General features: G+C 39.7%; 16 protein-coding genes. 5 read left to right on the top strand and 11 right to left on the bottom strand.

Annotated elements, in window-relative coordinates:
- Positions 1-161: 161 nt before the first annotated feature.
- The 4 genes from B3E92_RS22450 to B3E92_RS22435 all read right to left on the bottom strand — a co-directional run bounded on the left by B3E92_RS22450 (position 162) and on the right by B3E92_RS22435 (position 3757).
- Positions 162-1127: a YihY/virulence factor BrkB family protein gene (locus tag B3E92_RS22450; protein ID WP_070564997.1), complete on the bottom strand. Its 966-nt coding sequence runs from the start codon at positions 1125-1127 to the stop codon at positions 162-164.
- A gap of 1 nt (position 1128) precedes the next feature.
- Entirely contained in the window at positions 1129-1536 is a 408-nt protein-coding gene (locus B3E92_RS22445) for an acyl-CoA thioesterase (RefSeq protein WP_070564999.1), read from the bottom strand.
- Positions 1536-2576, bottom strand: a complete 1041-nt coding sequence (gene mltG, locus B3E92_RS22440; protein WP_286767032.1) for an endolytic transglycosylase MltG — start codon at positions 2574-2576, stop codon at positions 1536-1538. Before mltG ends, B3E92_RS22445 begins: the two co-directional genes overlap by 1 nt.
- Positions 2577-2770: 194 nt before the next feature.
- On the bottom strand, positions 2771-3757 hold the full coding sequence (locus B3E92_RS22435; protein ID WP_070565008.1) for a PASTA domain-containing protein: 987 nt from the start codon (positions 3755-3757) through the stop codon (positions 2771-2773).
- Between the two features lie 147 nt (positions 3758-3904).
- Here B3E92_RS22435 and B3E92_RS22430 point away from each other — a divergent pair, with 147 nt between their 5' ends.
- Positions 3905-4912: a D-alanine--D-alanine ligase family protein gene (locus B3E92_RS22430; protein WP_112373642.1), complete on the top strand. Its 1008-nt coding sequence runs from the start codon at positions 3905-3907 to the stop codon at positions 4910-4912.
- A 207-nt stretch (positions 4913-5119) separates the two neighbouring features.
- Here the strand turns inward: B3E92_RS22430 and B3E92_RS22425 are convergent, their stop codons facing one another.
- The 3 genes from B3E92_RS22425 to B3E92_RS22415 form a co-directional block, all read right to left on the bottom strand.
- A complete protein-coding gene (locus tag B3E92_RS22425) occupies positions 5120-6328 on the bottom strand; it encodes a serine hydrolase (RefSeq protein ID WP_286898419.1) in 1209 nt (402 codons plus the stop codon).
- Between the two features lie 167 nt (positions 6329-6495).
- On the bottom strand, positions 6496-6990 hold the full coding sequence (locus B3E92_RS22420; RefSeq protein ID WP_112373640.1) for a dihydrofolate reductase: 495 nt from the start codon (positions 6988-6990) through the stop codon (positions 6496-6498).
- Between the two features lie 61 nt (positions 6991-7051).
- The gene (locus B3E92_RS22415) at positions 7052-7873 is read right to left on the bottom strand and encodes a thymidylate synthase (RefSeq protein WP_070565019.1); all 822 of its coding nucleotides are present in this window, start codon (positions 7871-7873) and stop codon (positions 7052-7054) included.
- A 266-nt stretch (positions 7874-8139) separates the two neighbouring features.
- Between B3E92_RS22415 and mtaB the strand changes: the two genes are divergently transcribed.
- The gene (mtaB, locus tag B3E92_RS22410) at positions 8140-9462 is read left to right on the top strand and encodes a tRNA (N(6)-L-threonylcarbamoyladenosine(37)-C(2))-methylthiotransferase MtaB (protein WP_115049709.1); all 1323 of its coding nucleotides are present in this window, start codon (positions 8140-8142) and stop codon (positions 9460-9462) included.
- Between the two features lie 173 nt (positions 9463-9635).
- Here the strand turns inward: mtaB and B3E92_RS22405 are convergent, their stop codons facing one another.
- On the bottom strand, positions 9636-10532 hold the full coding sequence (locus B3E92_RS22405) for an EamA family transporter (protein WP_112373638.1): 897 nt from the start codon (positions 10530-10532) through the stop codon (positions 9636-9638).
- A gap of 175 nt (positions 10533-10707) precedes the next feature.
- Between B3E92_RS22405 and B3E92_RS22400 the strand changes: the two genes are divergently transcribed.
- From B3E92_RS22400 to B3E92_RS22390, 3 genes are all read left to right on the top strand, one after another.
- Positions 10708-11280, top strand: coding sequence for a C40 family peptidase (locus B3E92_RS22400; protein ID WP_046673998.1), 573 nt, complete (start codon positions 10708-10710; stop codon positions 11278-11280).
- Between the two features lie 91 nt (positions 11281-11371).
- Entirely contained in the window at positions 11372-11875 is a 504-nt protein-coding gene (locus B3E92_RS22395) for a hypothetical protein (RefSeq protein WP_286898418.1), read from the top strand.
- A gap of 345 nt (positions 11876-12220) precedes the next feature.
- The gene (locus tag B3E92_RS22390; RefSeq protein WP_286767037.1) at positions 12221-13780 is read left to right on the top strand and encodes a calcineurin-like phosphoesterase family protein; all 1560 of its coding nucleotides are present in this window, start codon (positions 12221-12223) and stop codon (positions 13778-13780) included.
- Positions 13781-14202: 422 nt separating this feature from the next.
- On the opposite strand, the gene B3E92_RS22385 is transcribed toward B3E92_RS22390, so the two are convergent.
- From B3E92_RS22385 to B3E92_RS22375, 3 genes are read right to left on the bottom strand one after another with little or no spacing between them, the layout of a single operon-like run.
- Entirely contained in the window at positions 14203-15528 is a 1326-nt protein-coding gene (locus tag B3E92_RS22385) for a mechanosensitive ion channel family protein (protein ID WP_286735900.1), read from the bottom strand.
- A gap of 39 nt (positions 15529-15567) precedes the next feature.
- Positions 15568-16938 (bottom strand): nucleoside permease, encoded by a 1371-nt coding sequence (locus tag B3E92_RS22380; RefSeq protein ID WP_070565037.1) that lies wholly within the window; start codon positions 16936-16938, stop codon positions 15568-15570.
- Between the two features lie 45 nt (positions 16939-16983).
- Positions 16984-17610, bottom strand: a complete 627-nt coding sequence (locus tag B3E92_RS22375; protein ID WP_088160444.1) for a bifunctional nuclease domain-containing protein — start codon at positions 17608-17610, stop codon at positions 16984-16986.
- Positions 17611-17717 lie beyond the last annotated feature (107 nt).

Raw genomic sequence — 17717 nt, 5'->3', positions numbered from 1 at the left:
CAAAATTTTATTTTTCTTATTTTATTGAAAGACTTTCAGTTATACAGGCCTTTTGCTTTAGACGTGTAAAGCTGCCTGTTCGAACGCTCGTTTAGCGTCTTCTACCGTTCATTTGTTGCCAACCTGACGGGGTAAATGAAGCTTTAAATAATTTTATACACCTATTCGTCTCTCTTAAAAGAGTTGAAAATGCGTGGTTTGGCAATAACAATGGTTTGTTTAGACAGCGCTATTGCTGCATTAAGCTCATAGCCCAATAATAAAATAAGCGTATTCAGGTAAATCCAGAGCATAATGACGATCAGTGTCCCAATGGATCCATAGAGTTTGTTATATGCACCAAAATGATTGATATAAAAGGTAAATATGGAAAACGTCAATATTGCTAAAATGGTAGCCATAGAAGCTCCGGGACTGAAGAGTTTCCATTTATTGGAGTTGGAAGGACCAAATTTGTAAATACAGCTTACCGTGAAAAAGTAAATAGCAAATATTATCAACCATCGGGCTACTTTAAGTAGAATGGCCCAGAAGCTCGACTTTATACCTGTTGTTTCCTTGAGGTAGTCTATGGTAATGCCAGCTAGGGTAAATATTGTCATCCCAACTGTTAACGCAAAAATAATTAGGAAAGCCAAGGCTAAGGCAAGCAAACGTTTTCTGACCCATGGCCTTCTTTCCGTCATGAGGGAAGCCTTATTGAAGGCATTCATCAGAGAGGCCATACCATTGGTTGCAAAATAGGCCGCAAATAAAAAACCGAAAGAAAGTAATCCACCATTTTGGTTTTTAATAATATCCTCCAAAGTCGTTTCAACAACCAGAAAAGCATTTTTGGGAATAACCACGGCCAGAAAGTCCAGCAACTGTTCCTGAAAATTATTGATCGGAATATAAGGGATCAATGTAAATAAAAAAATGATACCCGGAAAAATGGCCAATAAAAAGCTATAGGAAAGGGAAGAAGCCTTGCTGACAATGGAATCTCTCGATAGCTCCTGAAAGAAAAATACGGCCACAGTATAGAGTGGTAGCGAGCCAAAGCCAGGTAGTACGACACGTTTACTCCATTCGATTAATCTAAAATAAGGTTCAATATTTAATAGCCATTGGTGGATTTTCCCCATATCAATTAAAATAGTTACTCATCTTATCCAAGAAAACCTGTGGCGGCATACAAGGTCTATTTTTTTCCATGTTGACAAAGACCAAAGTTGTCTCGCCCTGGTTGAGTAGTTCTCCGCTTTCATTGAACAGTTCATATTCAAAAATAATACGGACGGCAGGTTTCTGGCGGATTGTTACCCGTATCGTGATCAAATCATCGTATTTGCCCGGTTTTAGGTATTTTGTTTTCATCTCCGTAACGGGGAGCATGACCCCCATTTCTTCCAGCTCCTTATACGATATCCCCGTGCTCCGCAGCATTTCAGTCCGCGCTATTTCGTAAAATGCAGCATAATTTCCATAATAAACATAACCCATTTGGTCTGTTTCTGCATAGCGGACACGAATCTGATGGTCAAATACAAACATTATTTTTTAATATTTCTGGCGTCCAATGCCTGTTGAAATTTACGTGCATTGATCAAATGCTCAGCCTCTGTTTTTGCAAAATTATGATAGCCCGAAAAATCATCTTTAGCACACATGTAAATATAATCATGTTGCTTAAAGTTTAAGACCGCATCAATTGCAGCAATACTTGGAATTGAAATAGGACCTGGAGGCAAGCCCCTATAGATGTAAGTATTGTAAGGATTGTCTGTTCTAAGGTGCTTATTCAATACCCTTCTAATGGTAAAGTCGTTGTTGGCAAAGATCACGGTAGGATCAGCTTGCAATAACATGCCTTTTTTGAGGCGGTTTAAATATAATCCGGCGATCATGGGCATTTCATCTTGGTGTAAGGCTTCACCTTTGACAATAGAAGCCAATGTACTGACTTGTTGCGGTGTCAGGTTAAGTGCTTTTGCTTTTGCCGTGCGATCTGCATTCCAAAACTTTTTCCATTCATCATCAAAACGAGCAATTACTTTTTCGGGATTGGTGTTCCAATAAATTTCGTAGGTATTGGGGATAAATATAGCAATCAGATTTTCTTTTGTAAATCCATATTTCTGTGCTGTAGCCTCATCATTTAGTACCGCGATAAATTCTGCAGAATCTGCCTCAAAACTTTTACCAAGGAGTGCGGCCATATTCTCTTTCAGTCGCACATTGGAAAATCTGAATTTTACAGGTTCTTGGTAGCCACCAATCAAATTGCCAACTAAGCGTCTATTGTTCATACCAGGGGTTAACAGATAACGTCCGGGTTTTACACTTTGCTCATATTTTTTATATTGTGCGGCACGCTCAAAGTAAGCGATGTCATCCACAAGATTTGAATCCTTGATTGATTTCAATACATCTTCATATTTTTCGCCCTCGTGTATGTACAGGTATTTTTTCTCTCCCGATACATTGGAAGCATAAAATGCTTTATAAAATGTCCAAGCAAAATAACCTCCGACAACGATAACGATCAGGGCAATGATTTTTAACCAACTTGGTATTCCTTTTTTATTTTCCATGCTAAAATTTTTTATTCATTTGTTGTTCGCTATTAAGGGCATTCATACAGCCTTTAGCGGTCAATGGTTGATGAAATCGCCCAGATATGGATCGGTTTCATCTTTATATTTTATACAATTCCTGAATCTGCAACAAACGCTAATCCATCATAATGGAGATTATGCCATGCAGCTTTATTTTTAAGTCAATACACTTAAAAGCCAAGACTATTCCCTTTACTTTCTTTTTCTTTTTTCTGCCCTGCAGTTGGATTTGTTGTTGTCGATTTAGCTGCTGGCGTATTTGTTGTGGTACTTTTCGCTGGAGCAACGGGCTTAGACTGAACCGGAGCTTTTGCTGCTGGCGGAGTAACCTGTGTTTGGTTTGCCTGTGGTTTAGGAGTTGGCGTACCTCCAGCTGGAGCACCTGTAGTTGTTGTTGGTGCCGTCAATGAGAGCGTTATGTCTATTTTAGCCCCTAAGCTGGTTAAGCCTTTTTCTATTCCTGGTGATTGTACACTGATTACTGCGGTGGCTGTATCCGTTACATTGGGATCATAAGTCACTGTGCCTAGGCCTAGACCAGCTCCAGATAGGGCAAACTTCGCTTCGTTTAATGGAAGACCAATTAAGTTGGGTATTTCCACTTCATTAGCACCGAGTCCATTTCCCAAAACTAGATCTATACGTGAACCCTTAGGAATCATGCGCCCGTTACGGATTGATTGTCCAGCAAATTGAGCATCCAATACGATGTCCCTAGCGATATCGGCGACATAAGAAGTGTCTCCGATTCTAAGGTTATGGTTTTTCAAAATAGCCGTTGCTTCGATCAATGTTTTATCCTTTATATTCGGAAAGGCAACTTCAGGTGCAACTTGTGTGATAATGGTCAAATAAATAGTCCGCCCCGATTTTACATGAAATCCTTGTTCGGGATCCTGCTCGATGACCATTCCTGGTTTGGCGTCCATCTGGTAGACGGAGTCAATTTGATATTCCAGCCCCGCGTCTTCCAGCGCCTGGATGGCAGCACTGATATGAAGGCCTTTCACTTTAGGAACGGCTATAGATTCATCATGTTTGGTATATATTTTCAGTCCAACATAAACGAAAAGGAATAGACATACTATCGCGATAAAAGCGGCAATAAGATTTTTCCTAAAAGTGGGGGTCTGAAGATATTGTACGACTTTGGACATTTCTCTGTTTTGATAAAAATTAATTCTGCATAGAACCGCAATATTAAAGCCAAGTTTGCAGAATGATTAAATAAAATTATTCCTCACAAAATTATTCGTTTTTCCGTGTATAGCAAATTATATTTGCTATTCGAATCGCTAAAATTTATGAAAGCAAAAATAGCATTAATAACTGGAGGTTATACAGGAGAAGCTGAAGTTTCTTTTAAAAGTTCTGCCTTTGTCAATTCTCAACTTGATCACGACAAATACGATATATATTTGATTACAGTGACCAAAGAAGCATGGTACTATGAAGATTTGGACGGTAAGCGGCATCCGATTTCAAAAGCAGATTTTACACTTCCATTGAACGGAGATATCTTAAGCTTTGACTTAGCATTTATTATGGTGCATGGTGTGCCCGGAGAAGATGGAAGACTTCAGAGCTATTTTGATTTATTAGATATTCCATATACCTCATGTGATGCCTTGACTTCGGCATTGACTATGAATAAAGGGTATACAAAAGCGATTTTATCGGATATTCCCGAGTTGCATTTGGCAAAATCGGTCTTATTGTTTGAATCGCAACGCCCGGAAGCGGTTAAAATCGTCGAAAGCAATCTTTCGCTGCCGTATTTTGTGAAACCTAATGCCGGTGGAAGTAGTATCGGAATGACCAAAGTAAAGGAATCGGCACAACTGCAGGAAGCGATTGATAAAGCTTTTGATGCAGAGAATACCGGGAAACAGGTTATTGTTGAAGAATTTGTGACTGGACGCGAATTTTCCGAGGGAATTTTTAGGAATTCAAAAGGCGAACTCGTTGTTTTGCCGGCTACCGAAGTTCGTACTACACGTGAATTTTTTGATTATGAAGCCAAGTATGTACCTGGATTGACCGAAGAGATTACACCAGCAGACCTGACTACGGAAGAGCAGGAGCGCGCTGCACGTATTTTAAGGGAAATTTACGTGAGATTGAACTGTAAGGGTATGGTTCGGGTGGACTTCTTTTTAGAAAACGATACCGATAAATTTTATTTTATCGAAATTAATACCATTCCCGGGCAGACTCCACAAAGCTTTATTCCGCAGCAGGTACGGGCTTTTGGAATGAAGGAGGGGGATTTTTACGGGGAGTTGATCGAAACGGCTCTACAATCGAAATAGTTTTGCTCTATCTCAGTAGGACTTGAGGCAGGGACTATATGGCTGGAGCGCGGATAAGCATACATTCCGATGATGACATACTGCATTTCCCAGCCACAGCCTGCTGATCATTCGCATAAGCAGCCTTCTAGCCAAGGGGGATAAAAATACGCCACGATGACGATGCGCAAAAAAGGCTTTCAATTTTCTGAGAGCCTTTTTTGTGTTTTATTTTCTGAAATCAAATTTGGATAGATCAGGTTTAAACTTTTTAACCCTTTTCAGTTCCTCCTGATAAATTACCTGACCGATATTTTTTAAAAAAGGATAGGTTACTGTTTCATATTCATAGCGTCCATCGTTGTAGATTCCATTTTCATTGGACTGTACAACAACGGCGAGCATAAATTCCACGCCATGTTCAAAGTCGACGACATAGGCATTATCAATATTATAGCCATAGGAATCTCCATACTTGTTGAAGATCCGGATGTTGGGATTTAAGATCGCATTTTTTTCACGGCCATAAAAAAGGAGCTTGCTATACGTTGGCCAGAATTCTGCTGGATCATATTTTGGAAAATCCGATTCAAAGGGATAGCGCGACATATAATCATAGAGGAGCGCGTAGTCATCTTTTTTCAGATTGAATCTTTCTTGAGGCTGAAATGCTTCGGGAAATAACAGCTTCTTCAATATCAGCTGTTGATCTTGCAAAGCGTATACATTTAATCCTTCAAAACTCCAGGGTTCATGAACAAGTTCATCTTTATCGTTCATGTAACCTTTCCCCTGAAGCGTATTGGATAGCTCGATGGTATAATCCTTGGGATCGAACTGTGCTTCTTGTTTATAAATAATATCCTTCCCCTTATAAAAGGTGACGGGGTTAGTATGTTTGGCCCATATGCCTTTGTCGCCAATAGCAAGACGGTTGACAATGCGGCTGTAATTAGTGCCGTATTCTTTTAGTTTCGCATTCAGTTCTGCACGGCCAATAAATTCGAAAAGCCTGTTTTGGGCATCGTTGTCGCTGGTTAATAAGATCTTTTTAACATATTGAGCAACAGATGGAAGGCCATTGGCGGCGGATTCGTCCACAAGAACCTTAGTCTGCTTTTCAAAAGCAGAATCGATGCGTAGTGGGGTATCTTTGCTGAGACCGGCAATATGCAGGTCATTGATTTTTTCCAAAGCCAGAATTGCTGTCGGCAACTTCACTGTACTTGCGGGATAAAAATACCAGTTCGGATTCAGTCGATAGCTATAGGACCTGAAATGTGGCTTATTGGATTTGTCACGATCAATCTGTGTATACAGAATTTGTATTTCATTTTTCGTCGGATGACTTAATATGTTTTGAAATAGATCGGGATGACTTTGGAGTAATTTTTCCAGGTAAACAGTATCTATCTTCTGAGCGTATAGATCTGACATGAATAGAGTAAGAATTAGGGTGAGGTATTTTTGCATGTGCTTTAGATCAAAGTGTCGCGCCTGTTTAGTCTTGTCGATTAAGCTCTTCTATAGCTTTTAATGGTGATAGGATCATGAAGCAAAAAGCTCCATGATCCTATCGCGTTTTGCTATTCGTAAACATGGAATTATTTTCGCGTATAAACTTCAAAGGTATAAGCAAATGCATGTTTGTCATCGGCCTGATGCGAATCTGAGGCAACTAATTCCCATTCTTCTGACGGTAATTCAGGAAAGAAAGCGTCACCTTTGATAGTTGTATGTACGCGCGTCAGAAGCACTTTATTTGCCAAGGGTAGCGCTTGCTGATAAATGTTTGCGCCACCAATGATAAATACCTCACGTTCATCCCGGCAATACAAGAGTGCCTCTTGGATGCTGTTGGCAACATCAATATCTTCTCCCTGGAAATTCGCGTTACGTGTAATGACAATATTCCTTCTGTCTGGTAATGCTTTGCCTATGGCCTCAAAAGTCTTTCTGCCCATTAGGACAGAGTGCTCAACGGTATTTCTCTTAAAATATTTAAAGTCGTTGGGTAAATGCCAAGGCATCTGATTGTCGATTCCGATGGCATTGTTTTCCGACGCAGCTACGATTAATGTGATCGTTGGGTTGCTCATTTTTGATATAAGGTGATTATTCGTTCGCTAAAATATATTACAAAATCAGGTACCTTTCTTGTTAAACGGCCACCGGAGCTTTGATATGTGGATGGGATTCGTAGTTTAACAATTCAAAATCTTCAAACTTAAAATCAAAGATATCTTTTACTTCAGGGTTTATTTTCATCTGGGGTAGCGCTTTTGGCTCGCGGCTCAATTGGAGCTCCGTTTGCTCGAAGTGATTACTGTAGATATGTGCATCGCCAAGGGTGTGGATAAACTCTGCGGCTTCCATGTCGCAAACCTGTGCGACCATCATCGTCAATAAAGCATAAGAGGCAATGTTGAAAGGAACGCCCAAGAATATATCGGCACTACGTTGATAGAGTTGACAGGACAATTGCGGCTTTAAGATACCTTTTTCAGGTTGTGCCGGAGCGACATAAAACTGAAAAAAGGCATGACAAGGAGGTAATGCCATATGCTCTATTTCGGCAACATTCCATGCCGATACAATAATACGGCGTGAATCCGGTGAATTTTTTAGCTGGTTGATAACCTGTGTGATCTGATCGATATGACGGCCATCGGGCGTTGGCCAGGAGCGCCATTGTGATCCGTATACAGGGCCTAAATTTCCTTGTTCGTCAGCCCACTCGTCCCAAATGCTTACGCCATTTTCTTTGAGATACTGAATATTAGTTTCACCTTTAAGAAACCAGATCAATTCATGGATAATGGATCGCAGGTGTAATTTCTTCGTCGTTACCAAAGGGAAACCTTCCTGAAGGTTGAAACGCATCTGATATCCAAAGACACTTTTGGTACCTGTGCCCGTACGATCTGTCTTTACAACACCATTCGTATATACATGTCTGAGTAAATCTAAATATTGTTTCATCTGTAAAAAGTAATTATTAAATACCAAATATCAATGCTATAATCGAACTGGACAGAACGAATAGCACTATTTTATGTGTCTGATTCTCAATCGGGGAATATTTGAATACATCATGTCCGGCTCTAATTTAGTTTGTCCGTAATAAGCCGCCGGTGCATTCAACCTTTCAAGATAGTCAAAACTAAGGAAAATCCTTATAACGAGAAAGTCAAAACTTAAAATGATAAGAGGGGTTACTGAAAAAAAATGTAATTTTGCAAAATATTATGGAGAATAAAAAAGTAGCTTTTTATACACTTGGATGTAAACTGAATTATTCGGAGACATCATCCATTGGTCGTTTATTTAAAGATGCGGGCTATGATACCACAGCGTTCAATAGCCGTGCAGACGTTTATGTAATCAATACATGTTCGGTAACGGATAATGCTGACAAGAAGTGTAGAAAAGTAGTGAAGGAAGCTTTAAAGCACTCTCCCAACGCCTATATTACGATTGTTGGCTGTTATGCGCAGCTAAAACCAAAAGAGATTGCAGAGATTCCCGGAGTGGACATGGTCTTAGGTGCAGCTGAAAAGTTTAATATTATTGAGCATATCAATGATTTGACGAAACAGGAAAAAACGATCGTTTATAATGGTCCAATCGATGAGACCAATCAATTTGTCTCGGCTTATTCGATTGGCGATCGTACGCGTACGTTCCTAAAAGTACAGGACGGCTGCGATTATTCATGTACATTTTGTACGATTCCTTTGGCACGGGGCGGAAGTCGCTCGGGCAAGATCGAAGATATTGTGCGTCAAGCAGAAGAAATTGCAGCTTCAGGCGTCAAAGAAATCGTTTTAACAGGTGTAAACATTGGCGATTTTGGCATTCGGGATGGTAAGCGCGAAGACCGGTTCTTGGATTTGGTACAAGCACTGGATGAAGTCGAAGGGATTGATAGAATCCGTATTTCCTCGATAGAACCCAATCTTCTTTCCAATGATATTATTGAGTTTGTGGCCCAATCAAAACGTTTTGTTCCACATTTCCATATGCCATTGCAGTCTGGAAGCAATAAAATTCTGGGTTTAATGCGCAGAAGGTACAAAAGAGAGCTTTACACAGAGCGCGTCGCTTTTATCAAGTCATTGATGCCTAATTGCTGTATCGGTGTTGACGTTATTGTCGGATTTCCGGGAGAAACACGTGAAGACTTTATCGATACATACAATTTCTTGAATGATTTGGATATTTCTTACCTGCATGTCTTTACCTATTCAGAAAGGGAGAATACGATTGCTGCTCAAATGGACGGTGCTGTACCGGGAGCTCAACGCAGCGACCGTAGCAAAATGTTGCACATCCTTTCGGAGAAGAAGCGCCGTGCGTTTTATGAGTCACAGCTTGGTGAGACTGGTGATGTTTTGTTTGAAGCAGACGAAAAAGATGGTTATATGCATGGTTTTTCTAAAAACTATGTCAAAGTACGGACCTTATACGATCCATTATTGGTGAATGAGGTTGTGCCGGTTAAATTTATGGAAGTAACAGATTCCTGTGAAGTGGAAGTAGAAGAAATTCCGGAGACACTGACACATTAACCTTTTTAAGATTTATAACATACAAAGGTTTAACATATAAAAAAGGCAATCTTATTAGGAAGATTGCCTTTTTTCGTTAACGGGAATTCCATAATTTCCCTATTGATTGCAGCACACAGTTGTGTTCCTGATCAAATTGACTGCAGTACTCTGACCAGAAGTGGATCGGTCGCCTAATGCGTACTGCTCTTTGCTGCATTTAACCAGATGACGGTACCCAAGATCAAAAGTACCCCGAGCCATTGTATCGTGGATACACTTTCATGAAGTATAAAAAACGACATACAGGTGGCTACGGGTAGCTCCGCCGAACTTAATATTCCGCCTAAGGAGAAGCCCGTTTTCGGTAGGCCATAGGCAAATAATAAAGGCGGGATGACCGTGCCAAATAGCGAGAGGATCAAGCCGAAATAGAGGAAGTTACCATCAAATTGACCATTCCATAAATAAGCAGGTGGAAACAAGGTGAAGACCAGTATACAGGCCCCCGTTACCATAATAGCGCTTTTTTGAATGGGGTGATAGTCATTGCCGACACGACCGTTGACGATCATGAAGACCGAATAGGCGGTCGCTGCTAAAAGACCAAATAAGACACCTGTTAGGTTGAGGTGTTGCAAGCCTTTTTCAAGAAGTCCAGTCGCTAATAATGTTGCAATGAGTACAATGCCGATACCAATCAGGTTGTTTTTTGAAGGTTTTGCCTTGAAAAAGATAAATTCGATTACCACACCGATCCAGATATACTGCATGAGCAGTACGATGGCCAACGAAGCCGGGACGAGCTGTACACATTTGTAATAGAGAATGCTCACCAAACCGGTCGAAGTACCACTGATTAATATCTTGATCCATGAAGATTTCTTGCTTGAAGAGTGAAATGACTTTGCCGAAAAGAGTTTGATGATGATATAGATAAGCCAAAGGATAAGCATGCCAAACAATACCTGAATTCCCGTTACCTCTCCTAAATTCAACCCTTTACCATAGGCTTTTTTAACAAACGTTGATAGTATCCCAAAACTACTCGCACCTAAAAAGACAGCTAATGCACCTTTTAATTTTTCCATTCTCAAATAAATTAGGCGTCAAAGTTACGATTTCTGAACAATTCTTTTTCTTATCTGACGTTCTTATCAAGAAAAGCAATCTCCGGGGGCAAGCAAATTTATTGGATATCAACAGCAATTTAATTAAGTTTGTTATGCAAGTAAGTTTGTTAAGCAAGAACGTAAATCGAACAGCATGGGTGTCAGATCTTATTTTATCTTCTTTTTAGGTGCAGTTCTATTTTTGAGCAGTTGTTCAACGAAGAAAAAGGTACTTAGCTCCAAAACACATTCTTCCAATGGTTCGGTTTTGACAGATGCGAGCTCAGCGCGTGGAAAAACTTTTTCGGGATCCAAACTTGACAATTATGCAGACTTGCTCAATGTGAGTACCAAAAAACTAAATCCGCACCTTTATTCCTTTATTGACGATTGGATGGGGATACCGCATCGTATGGGTGGACAGACCAAATCGGGGGTAGATTGCTCGGGATTTGTTAATCTGCTCTATATTGAAGTATACAAAGGGAATTTGCCGCGGACTTCGCGTGACATGGAAGGAATAGTAAAGAGAAAAAAGGTCGATAAACTTGAAGAAGGAGATCTCGTGTTTTTTTCTTTCGGACGAAATGGAATAGATCATGTTGGTGTATACCTGCATAATAATAAGTTCGTTCATGTTTCGACACGGAAAGGTGTTATTATCTCTGATCTTTCCGACAGTTGGTATGCGAAGACCTTTGTTGACGCGGGCTCTCCCAATATCTAAACGCGTGAATTTCATGTAGGTTTTATGTCATATCTTGATATAAACTTTTATACCCTGTATAAATCCTTATTTTTGTCAAAATTTTATAGAAATGACAATCAAGAGTAAGAAGATTTTTTTGGGCCTTTGTATTATTGTGCCGTTTTTGATGTATTGTGTTTATTACTACAGTAATATGATCAAAAATGCCCCTTTTCGTTTTGCCGATTTTGAATCCATTGAATTCAAATATGGCGAGCCGAACCACATGGTCAACGAATACAATTCAAAAACACGTATCTATAAATATTTAGACAAAAAAGATTCTCTAATTACCGATACTTTAAAATTTACAAAAGACGATTTATTATACCTGCATCGCAAAGCAATGGAGCTCGGCTTTTGGAACTTGGATACTGATATGACCGGTCCTGAATGGCAGCAGGATTCAACAAATTCTAAAGTCCCACGTTTTTATTTAGAGTTCAACTATAAAGATAAGTCCAAGCATATCACTTTGGATGCAGATTTTGCAGGCAACCCTCGGATGCACGATGCAGCAAAATCAATGATCGATGAAGTCAACCGCATGTTGGCAACTGCGCAAGCCAGATAGTTAAGAAATAGGCCCTAAGGGTAAAGAGAGAAATCAAGTCATTGGTTTCTCTTTTTTTGTGCCGAATATCCGTCTGAAAACAAAGGATGGAAGAAGGATTTAACCGGCCAACAACATAAATGTTAATGGGGATTTTATAGGGACTTAATAGGGACCTGATAGGGACCTCATTCGGATGAATACGTATAAAACACGGATAAAGTCCCTATAACGATACTGCCAAATATGGATTAATTAATACAAGAGTGTTAAATGGCTTCCTTTGTTTTTTTGATAAATTCTTTATATTCTCTTTATACTCCGTTAACCTGAATCGAATACTTTAGCGCCAAAACAAAATTTCATATGAAAGCATTTTTGGCACTAGCAATTTCCTGGGCATGCGTAAACGCTGTGCAGGCGCAAGATTTTGCAAAAGGAAAAGTTTATCTGGACGCAAACAAGAACGGAAAATTAGATAAAAACGAACAAGGCATTGCGTCTGTTTCTGTTAGTAACGGGCGTGAAGTGACAACGACTGATAAAGATGGTAATTACCAATTGCCCGTTGGAAATGACAACATCATTTTTGTGGTTAAACCAACAGGCTATGCTTTGCCCTTGGATGAAAATAACCACCCAAAATTCTATTATATCCATAAAGTAAACGGTAGTCCAGTTTCAAAATACCCTGCTGTTGCTGCTACAGGAAAAATCCCTGCTGCTGTAAATTTTGCAATGTATCAACAAGATGAGGATCCTAATTTTTCAGCTTTTGTTTTTGGTGATCCACAGGCTTACACGGAGGAAGAACTGGCCTATTTCAAAAATGGTGTGATCAATGAAATTTCCAATAAGACAATTGCAAAATTCGGAATAAGCTTAGGCGACTTGGTGGGAGACGATCTTTCACTCCAGCCAAAATATAAATCGGTGATTTCCACGATGGGCTTGCCATGGTATAATGTCATGGGAAACCACGATATGAACTATGATGCTAAAGTGGATAGCCTCTCCGATGAATCGTTCGAGCGGACGTTTGGCCCCAATAATTATGCGTTCAACTATGGAAATACGCATTTTATCATTCTTGATAATATCATTTATCCGAATCCACGGACAGGTAAAGGTTATTTAGGCGGATTCCGTAAAGATCAGCTTGATTTTGTGGAAAATGACTTAAAAAACGTTGCTAAAGATAAATTGATTGTGTTGGCATTTCATATTCCTTTATACCATCAAAACTCGGATGTCTTTCGTAACGAAGATAGACAACGTCTGTTCGATATTTTGGCTCCATTTAAGCATACCTTGTCTTTATCCGCGCATACACACTTTCAGCGGCAATATTTTTATGGACAAAACGAAGGATGGAAACAAGAAAAGCCACATCACGAGTATAATGTGGGTACAACCTCTGGCGACTGGTATTCGGGCGAGTTGAATGAAAAGGGAATTCCTGTTTCTACAATGCGGGACGGTACACCAAAAGGGTATGCCATCTTAAAAATCGAGGGCAACCAGTACAGTTTTGATTATAAGGTTGTCGGTAAGCCGGCAACGTATCAGATTGATTTATATGGCGCATCAGTCGTTCCAGAAAAATACACAAAGAAATACCCGATATACGCTAATTTTTTCATTGGAAAGGAAGGTGACAAGGTAACGTATAGAATCAATCAGGGCGAATGGAAGGAAATGGATTTTGTCAATGAAAACGATCCGGCATTCCTAAATTCTCTTGCTAAATACGATACAGCAACCGAATTAAAGAATACGCGTAGACCTTCGAACCCCGAAAAATCCAGTCATCTGTGGACAGCTAATTTGCCCAAACTTAAAGCTGGTAAATATCAGATTGAGGTTCAGGCGGTTGATCTTTTCAATAGAGTACACCTGGCAACAAAGACTATTGAGGTGAGATAAATAAGCATTTGTAGAGTTGTTTTAAGTTTAAAGATAGCTTAAGATGCACTTAACATAACGATCCTATATTTGTGTAGAGTAATTTTTGATTCATAAAGAGTTAGGGTTAATGTGTAGATCTGTTGTGAAACACGTCTGAAAATTTAGTTTGTTTTTAAAGTGAAGGTAATCTCCCCAGATTACCTTTCACTGTTTTAGACCTTTTAGGCTATCTTACGATACCAGCATTTAACTGCTTCTCGGCTGGCCTGTTCTTACAGTTCATTTGATTTATGCAGACAAGGTTTTGCCTGGTAATTCGTTTGGTATATGAACCTTAGCAATATATGAACACATAGTTCGGCTGAACACTTGGTTCGACAGCGATAATATCTTCTGAAAGTGTCTGATGTTATTGGCCAGAAAGAACATTCCGTTCGCTTTTATTGTTGTTGGTCTGCGAAGTCATGAAGGCTTTTATGCCGGATAGCACGCCGAAAATCATCCGATGCCGGATTTTCAAAGATCTCCAGGTCGAAGTATTTTGTGGCGGCAAATAGGTGGTCGAATACATCCGAAACAATTCCTTCGTAATATTCCCAGCGGATATCGTTTACAAAGAAATAAAGTTCGACTGGAACACCGTGTTCGGTTGAAGCAAGCTGACGCACCATCAGGGGCATGGTCTTGTGGATATTGGGGTTTTGACGTAAATAGGTGAGTGTGTAAGCTCTGAACATCCCTAAATTGGTCATTTTGCGACCGTTTATGGGGCTTGACTGATCTATCTGCTGCTGGGTGTTGAATTGGTCAATTGTCCTGGCGCGCTCTTCGATATACGGCCGCAGGATCTGTATATTTTTGAGTTTTTCAATTTCTTCATTTTCTAAAAATCGAATCGTGGAAATTTTGATATTTATGGCCCGCTTTAAGCGCCTACCGCCCGACTGCTGCATGCCCCTGTAATTTTTGAACGAATCCGACAATAGCGTATGTGTCGGTATCGTCGTAATGGTCTTATCAAAGTTCTGTACTTTTACATTATTGAGGTTAATCTCTTTGACCGTTCCATCGGCGCCATATTTGGGCATCTCTATCCAATCTCCGACACGGATGGAGTCATTGGCCGAAACTTGTATACTGGCAACAAATCCTAGTATAGTGTCTTTGAATACCAACATCAGAATTGCGGATGCGGCACCCAAGGATAATAAGAAAGACCAGGGAGATTTTCCTGTCAATATTGAAAAGCAGATCGTTCCGCCGATAAACAATAAGATAATCTGACAAACCTGTAAATAACTCTCCAGAGGTTTGTCTGCAAAAGATTTCTTCATTCGCAGCATATCCCGCAAACTTTTCAGGAGCGAATGAATAATCAATAAACTGACGACAGTCGTCGCTATGTCAAGTATTTTATTGCTGTTTTCTTTCCAGGTTGGAAAACCCATGAAGATAATGGGCATGATATATTGTGCCACTAATATCGGAACAAAATGAGCAACAAGTTTCAGTGTTTTATTACGGATCAACAGATCATCAAAGCGGTTTGTACTACGTCTGATGGCTTTGATTGTTAACAGGAGTAATGTTCTTTTGGTGAAATAGTCAATGATGATCAAAAACAAGACAACCAGTAAGAGTAAAAGGATCGAGTTAACAAAATGACTCCCCTGATTATCAAGACCAAATTGTTTAATCCATTGAAATGTCCAATTATAGATGTGGGATTGAGAATCTTTGAATAATTCCGTTGCTGTGCTTTGCATGTTACAAATATACAAAAAGCCGCAATTAGCGGCTTTTTGTTATTTTGAATTGAGCGGTTCACGCTCGTGTTTATGTCTAAAGAAGACCGCAAAAAGGACTGCTATAATCAAGGTGTAGATGGCAAAAGCTAGCCAGATGTCATGCCAGTCTTTCAGCATGAGGTTACCACTTAACATGCCGTCAGGTAAGATTGAGATACTCTTTTCCTGCAGAAAATGTAGAAAATGGGTGTTGTCGATTGTTGTATCTAAATATTGTGCGAGATCTTTGCTGTTTTGAAAACTTTTGGTAAAGTAGTGGTCAATGATCCAACCCGATGCAAAACTGCCTACAACGGCACCAAAACCATTTGTCATCATCATAAACAAACCTTGTGCCGAGCTGCGTATGCTCGAAGTTGTTGAGGTTTCAACAAATAAAGAACCTGAGATATTAAAGAAGTCAAATGCCATACCATAGACGATACAGGATAATACAATCATCCAAAGTCCGCCTGCAGGGTCACCAAAGGAGAATAATCCAAAACGTAATACCCAGGCTAACATCGAAATCAGCATGACCTTTTTTATACCGAATCTTTTGAGAAAAAATGGAATAGCCAAAATAAATAGTGTCTCGGATATCTGGGAAATCGACATAATGATGGTCGAATATTTCACAACGAAAGATTCTGCAAATTTAGGATAGAATTTAAATTCATCCAAAAATACATCACCGTAGGCATTGGTCAGTTGGAGTGCGGCCCCCAAGAACATGGAAAAAATAAAAAATAAAGCCATTTTATAATTTCCGAAAAGTTTAAATGCCTCTAAGCCTAATAGTTGTGTCCAGGAGGCATCTTCCTGTTGTAACTTTTTTGGTGGACATTTAGGTAGCGTAAAAGCATAGAGACTTAAAGCCAGCGCTGCGGTTCCGGCGATATAAAATTGATAAGCTGTAGCCTTGTTGCCGGTTAAATTGGTGATCCACATGGCGACGATAAAGCCTATCGTTCCGAATACCCGGATAGGGGGGAATGCCTTGACCAAATCGTAGTTATTTTCATTCAATGCCGTATATGCAATGGAGTTGGATAGGGCCAAAGTGGGCATATAAAAACACATCGCCGCTAGCATTGCATAAAAAAAAGTGTTTGGATCATTTACCTGCGGTAAATAGAATAAAACACCCGCATAACATAAGTGAAGGATAAAATATAATCTTTCTGCATTTATCCAACGATCGGCGATAATTCCCATCAGGGTAGGCATAAATAAAGAAGCGATCCCCATGGTTGCGAAAATAGCTCCAAATTGTGTACCATCCCATTGTTTTGTGCCAAACCAATAGTTTGCTATTGTAATCAACCATGCTCCCCAGACAAAGAACTGAAAGAAGCTCATAATGGTCAATCTTAATTTAATAGACATAAATCGATGTTATTTAAAATTTTTGTTTCGCTTTAATGAAAGGGGTTATTTTCTTTTGGAAATCTCATCCCTAATCAAGGCAGCCTGCTCGTAGTTTTCTTCGGTCAATGCCTGATTAAGTGCTTGCTCCAGTTGCTCATCTGTCAACGTGGAGAAAGGATTTTGTGGGGATTTTGAAGGTGTTTTTTCTTCGATCTCAACAACACTTGGATCCTGAACTTTGTTGGACTTGTCTAGGTTTTCCAAAAATGCGAACTCATGTCCCTCAATGATAATTCCAGCAGAGGACATAATAAATTCGTAGGCATAGATCGGAGCTTCAAACCGTACAGCCAGTGCAACGGCATCGGATGTGCGGGCATCAATCTCGACAATCTTGTTGCCGTCGGAACAGATAATTTTAGCATAAAATATCCCTTCAATCAAATTATAGATCAGTACTTCAATGAGTTTAATACCAAAAGAATCTGCAAAAGATTGAAATAGGTCGTGTGTCAGCGGACGACTAGGAATCATTTTCTCTATCCGAATAGCAATAGCTTGAGCCTCATGGCTGCCGATAATGATGGGCAATCTTCTGTTGCCCTCCACTTCTCCCAATACAAGAGCATAAGCCCCAGATTGCGTTTGACTATAGGATAAACCAACGATATCTAATCTGATTTTCTTCATTTTAATTCCAAAGCGGTCTACAAACTTAGATAAATTTGCTTTTATATCCAATTATAACAAATAAAAACTCCCCATTCATTTTGGATAAATGGGGAGAATATATCGGA

Source organism: Sphingobacterium sp. UBA6317 (assembly GCF_002440385.1).
GTDB lineage: Bacteria > Bacteroidota > Bacteroidia > Sphingobacteriales > Sphingobacteriaceae > Sphingobacterium > Sphingobacterium multivorum.
Note: the sequence above shows the minus strand (reverse complement) of the source record. Positions and strands in the feature narration are given on the sequence as shown.

What these genes read in the sequence shown, in the direction of transcription:
- B3E92_RS22450 (WP_070564997.1), bottom strand. Translation starts at nt 1,127, where the DNA reads ATGGGGAAAATCCACCAATGGCTATTAAATATTGAACCTTATTTTAGA.
- B3E92_RS22445 (WP_070564999.1), bottom strand. Translation starts at nt 1,536, where the DNA reads ATGTTTGTATTTGACCATCAGATTCGTGTCCGCTATGCAGAAACAGAC.
- mltG (WP_286767032.1), bottom strand. Translation starts at nt 2,576, where the DNA reads ATGGAAAATAAAAAAGGAATACCAAGTTGGTTAAAAATCATTGCCCTG.
- B3E92_RS22435 (WP_070565008.1), bottom strand. Translation starts at nt 3,757, where the DNA reads ATGTCCAAAGTCGTACAATATCTTCAGACCCCCACTTTTAGGAAAAAT.
- B3E92_RS22430 (WP_112373642.1), top strand. Translation starts at nt 3,905, where the DNA reads ATGAAAGCAAAAATAGCATTAATAACTGGAGGTTATACAGGAGAAGCT.
- B3E92_RS22425 (WP_286898419.1), bottom strand. Translation starts at nt 6,328, where the DNA reads ATGTCAGATCTATACGCTCAGAAGATAGATACTGTTTACCTGGAAAAA.
- B3E92_RS22420 (WP_112373640.1), bottom strand. Translation starts at nt 6,990, where the DNA reads ATGAGCAACCCAACGATCACATTAATCGTAGCTGCGTCGGAAAACAAT.
- B3E92_RS22415 (WP_070565019.1), bottom strand. Translation starts at nt 7,873, where the DNA reads ATGAAACAATATTTAGATTTACTCAGACATGTATATACGAATGGTGTT.
- mtaB (WP_115049709.1), top strand. Translation starts at nt 8,140, where the DNA reads ATGGAGAATAAAAAAGTAGCTTTTTATACACTTGGATGTAAACTGAAT.
- B3E92_RS22405 (WP_112373638.1), bottom strand. Translation starts at nt 10,532, where the DNA reads ATGGAAAAATTAAAAGGTGCATTAGCTGTCTTTTTAGGTGCGAGTAGT.
- B3E92_RS22400 (WP_046673998.1), top strand. Translation starts at nt 10,708, where the DNA reads ATGGGTGTCAGATCTTATTTTATCTTCTTTTTAGGTGCAGTTCTATTT.
- B3E92_RS22395 (WP_286898418.1), top strand. Translation starts at nt 11,372, where the DNA reads ATGACAATCAAGAGTAAGAAGATTTTTTTGGGCCTTTGTATTATTGTG.
- B3E92_RS22390 (WP_286767037.1), top strand. Translation starts at nt 12,221, where the DNA reads ATGAAAGCATTTTTGGCACTAGCAATTTCCTGGGCATGCGTAAACGCT.
- B3E92_RS22385 (WP_286735900.1), bottom strand. Translation starts at nt 15,528, where the DNA reads ATGCAAAGCACAGCAACGGAATTATTCAAAGATTCTCAATCCCACATC.
- B3E92_RS22380 (WP_070565037.1), bottom strand. Translation starts at nt 16,938, where the DNA reads ATGTCTATTAAATTAAGATTGACCATTATGAGCTTCTTTCAGTTCTTT.
- B3E92_RS22375 (WP_088160444.1), bottom strand. Translation starts at nt 17,610, where the DNA reads ATGAAGAAAATCAGATTAGATATCGTTGGTTTATCCTATAGTCAAACG.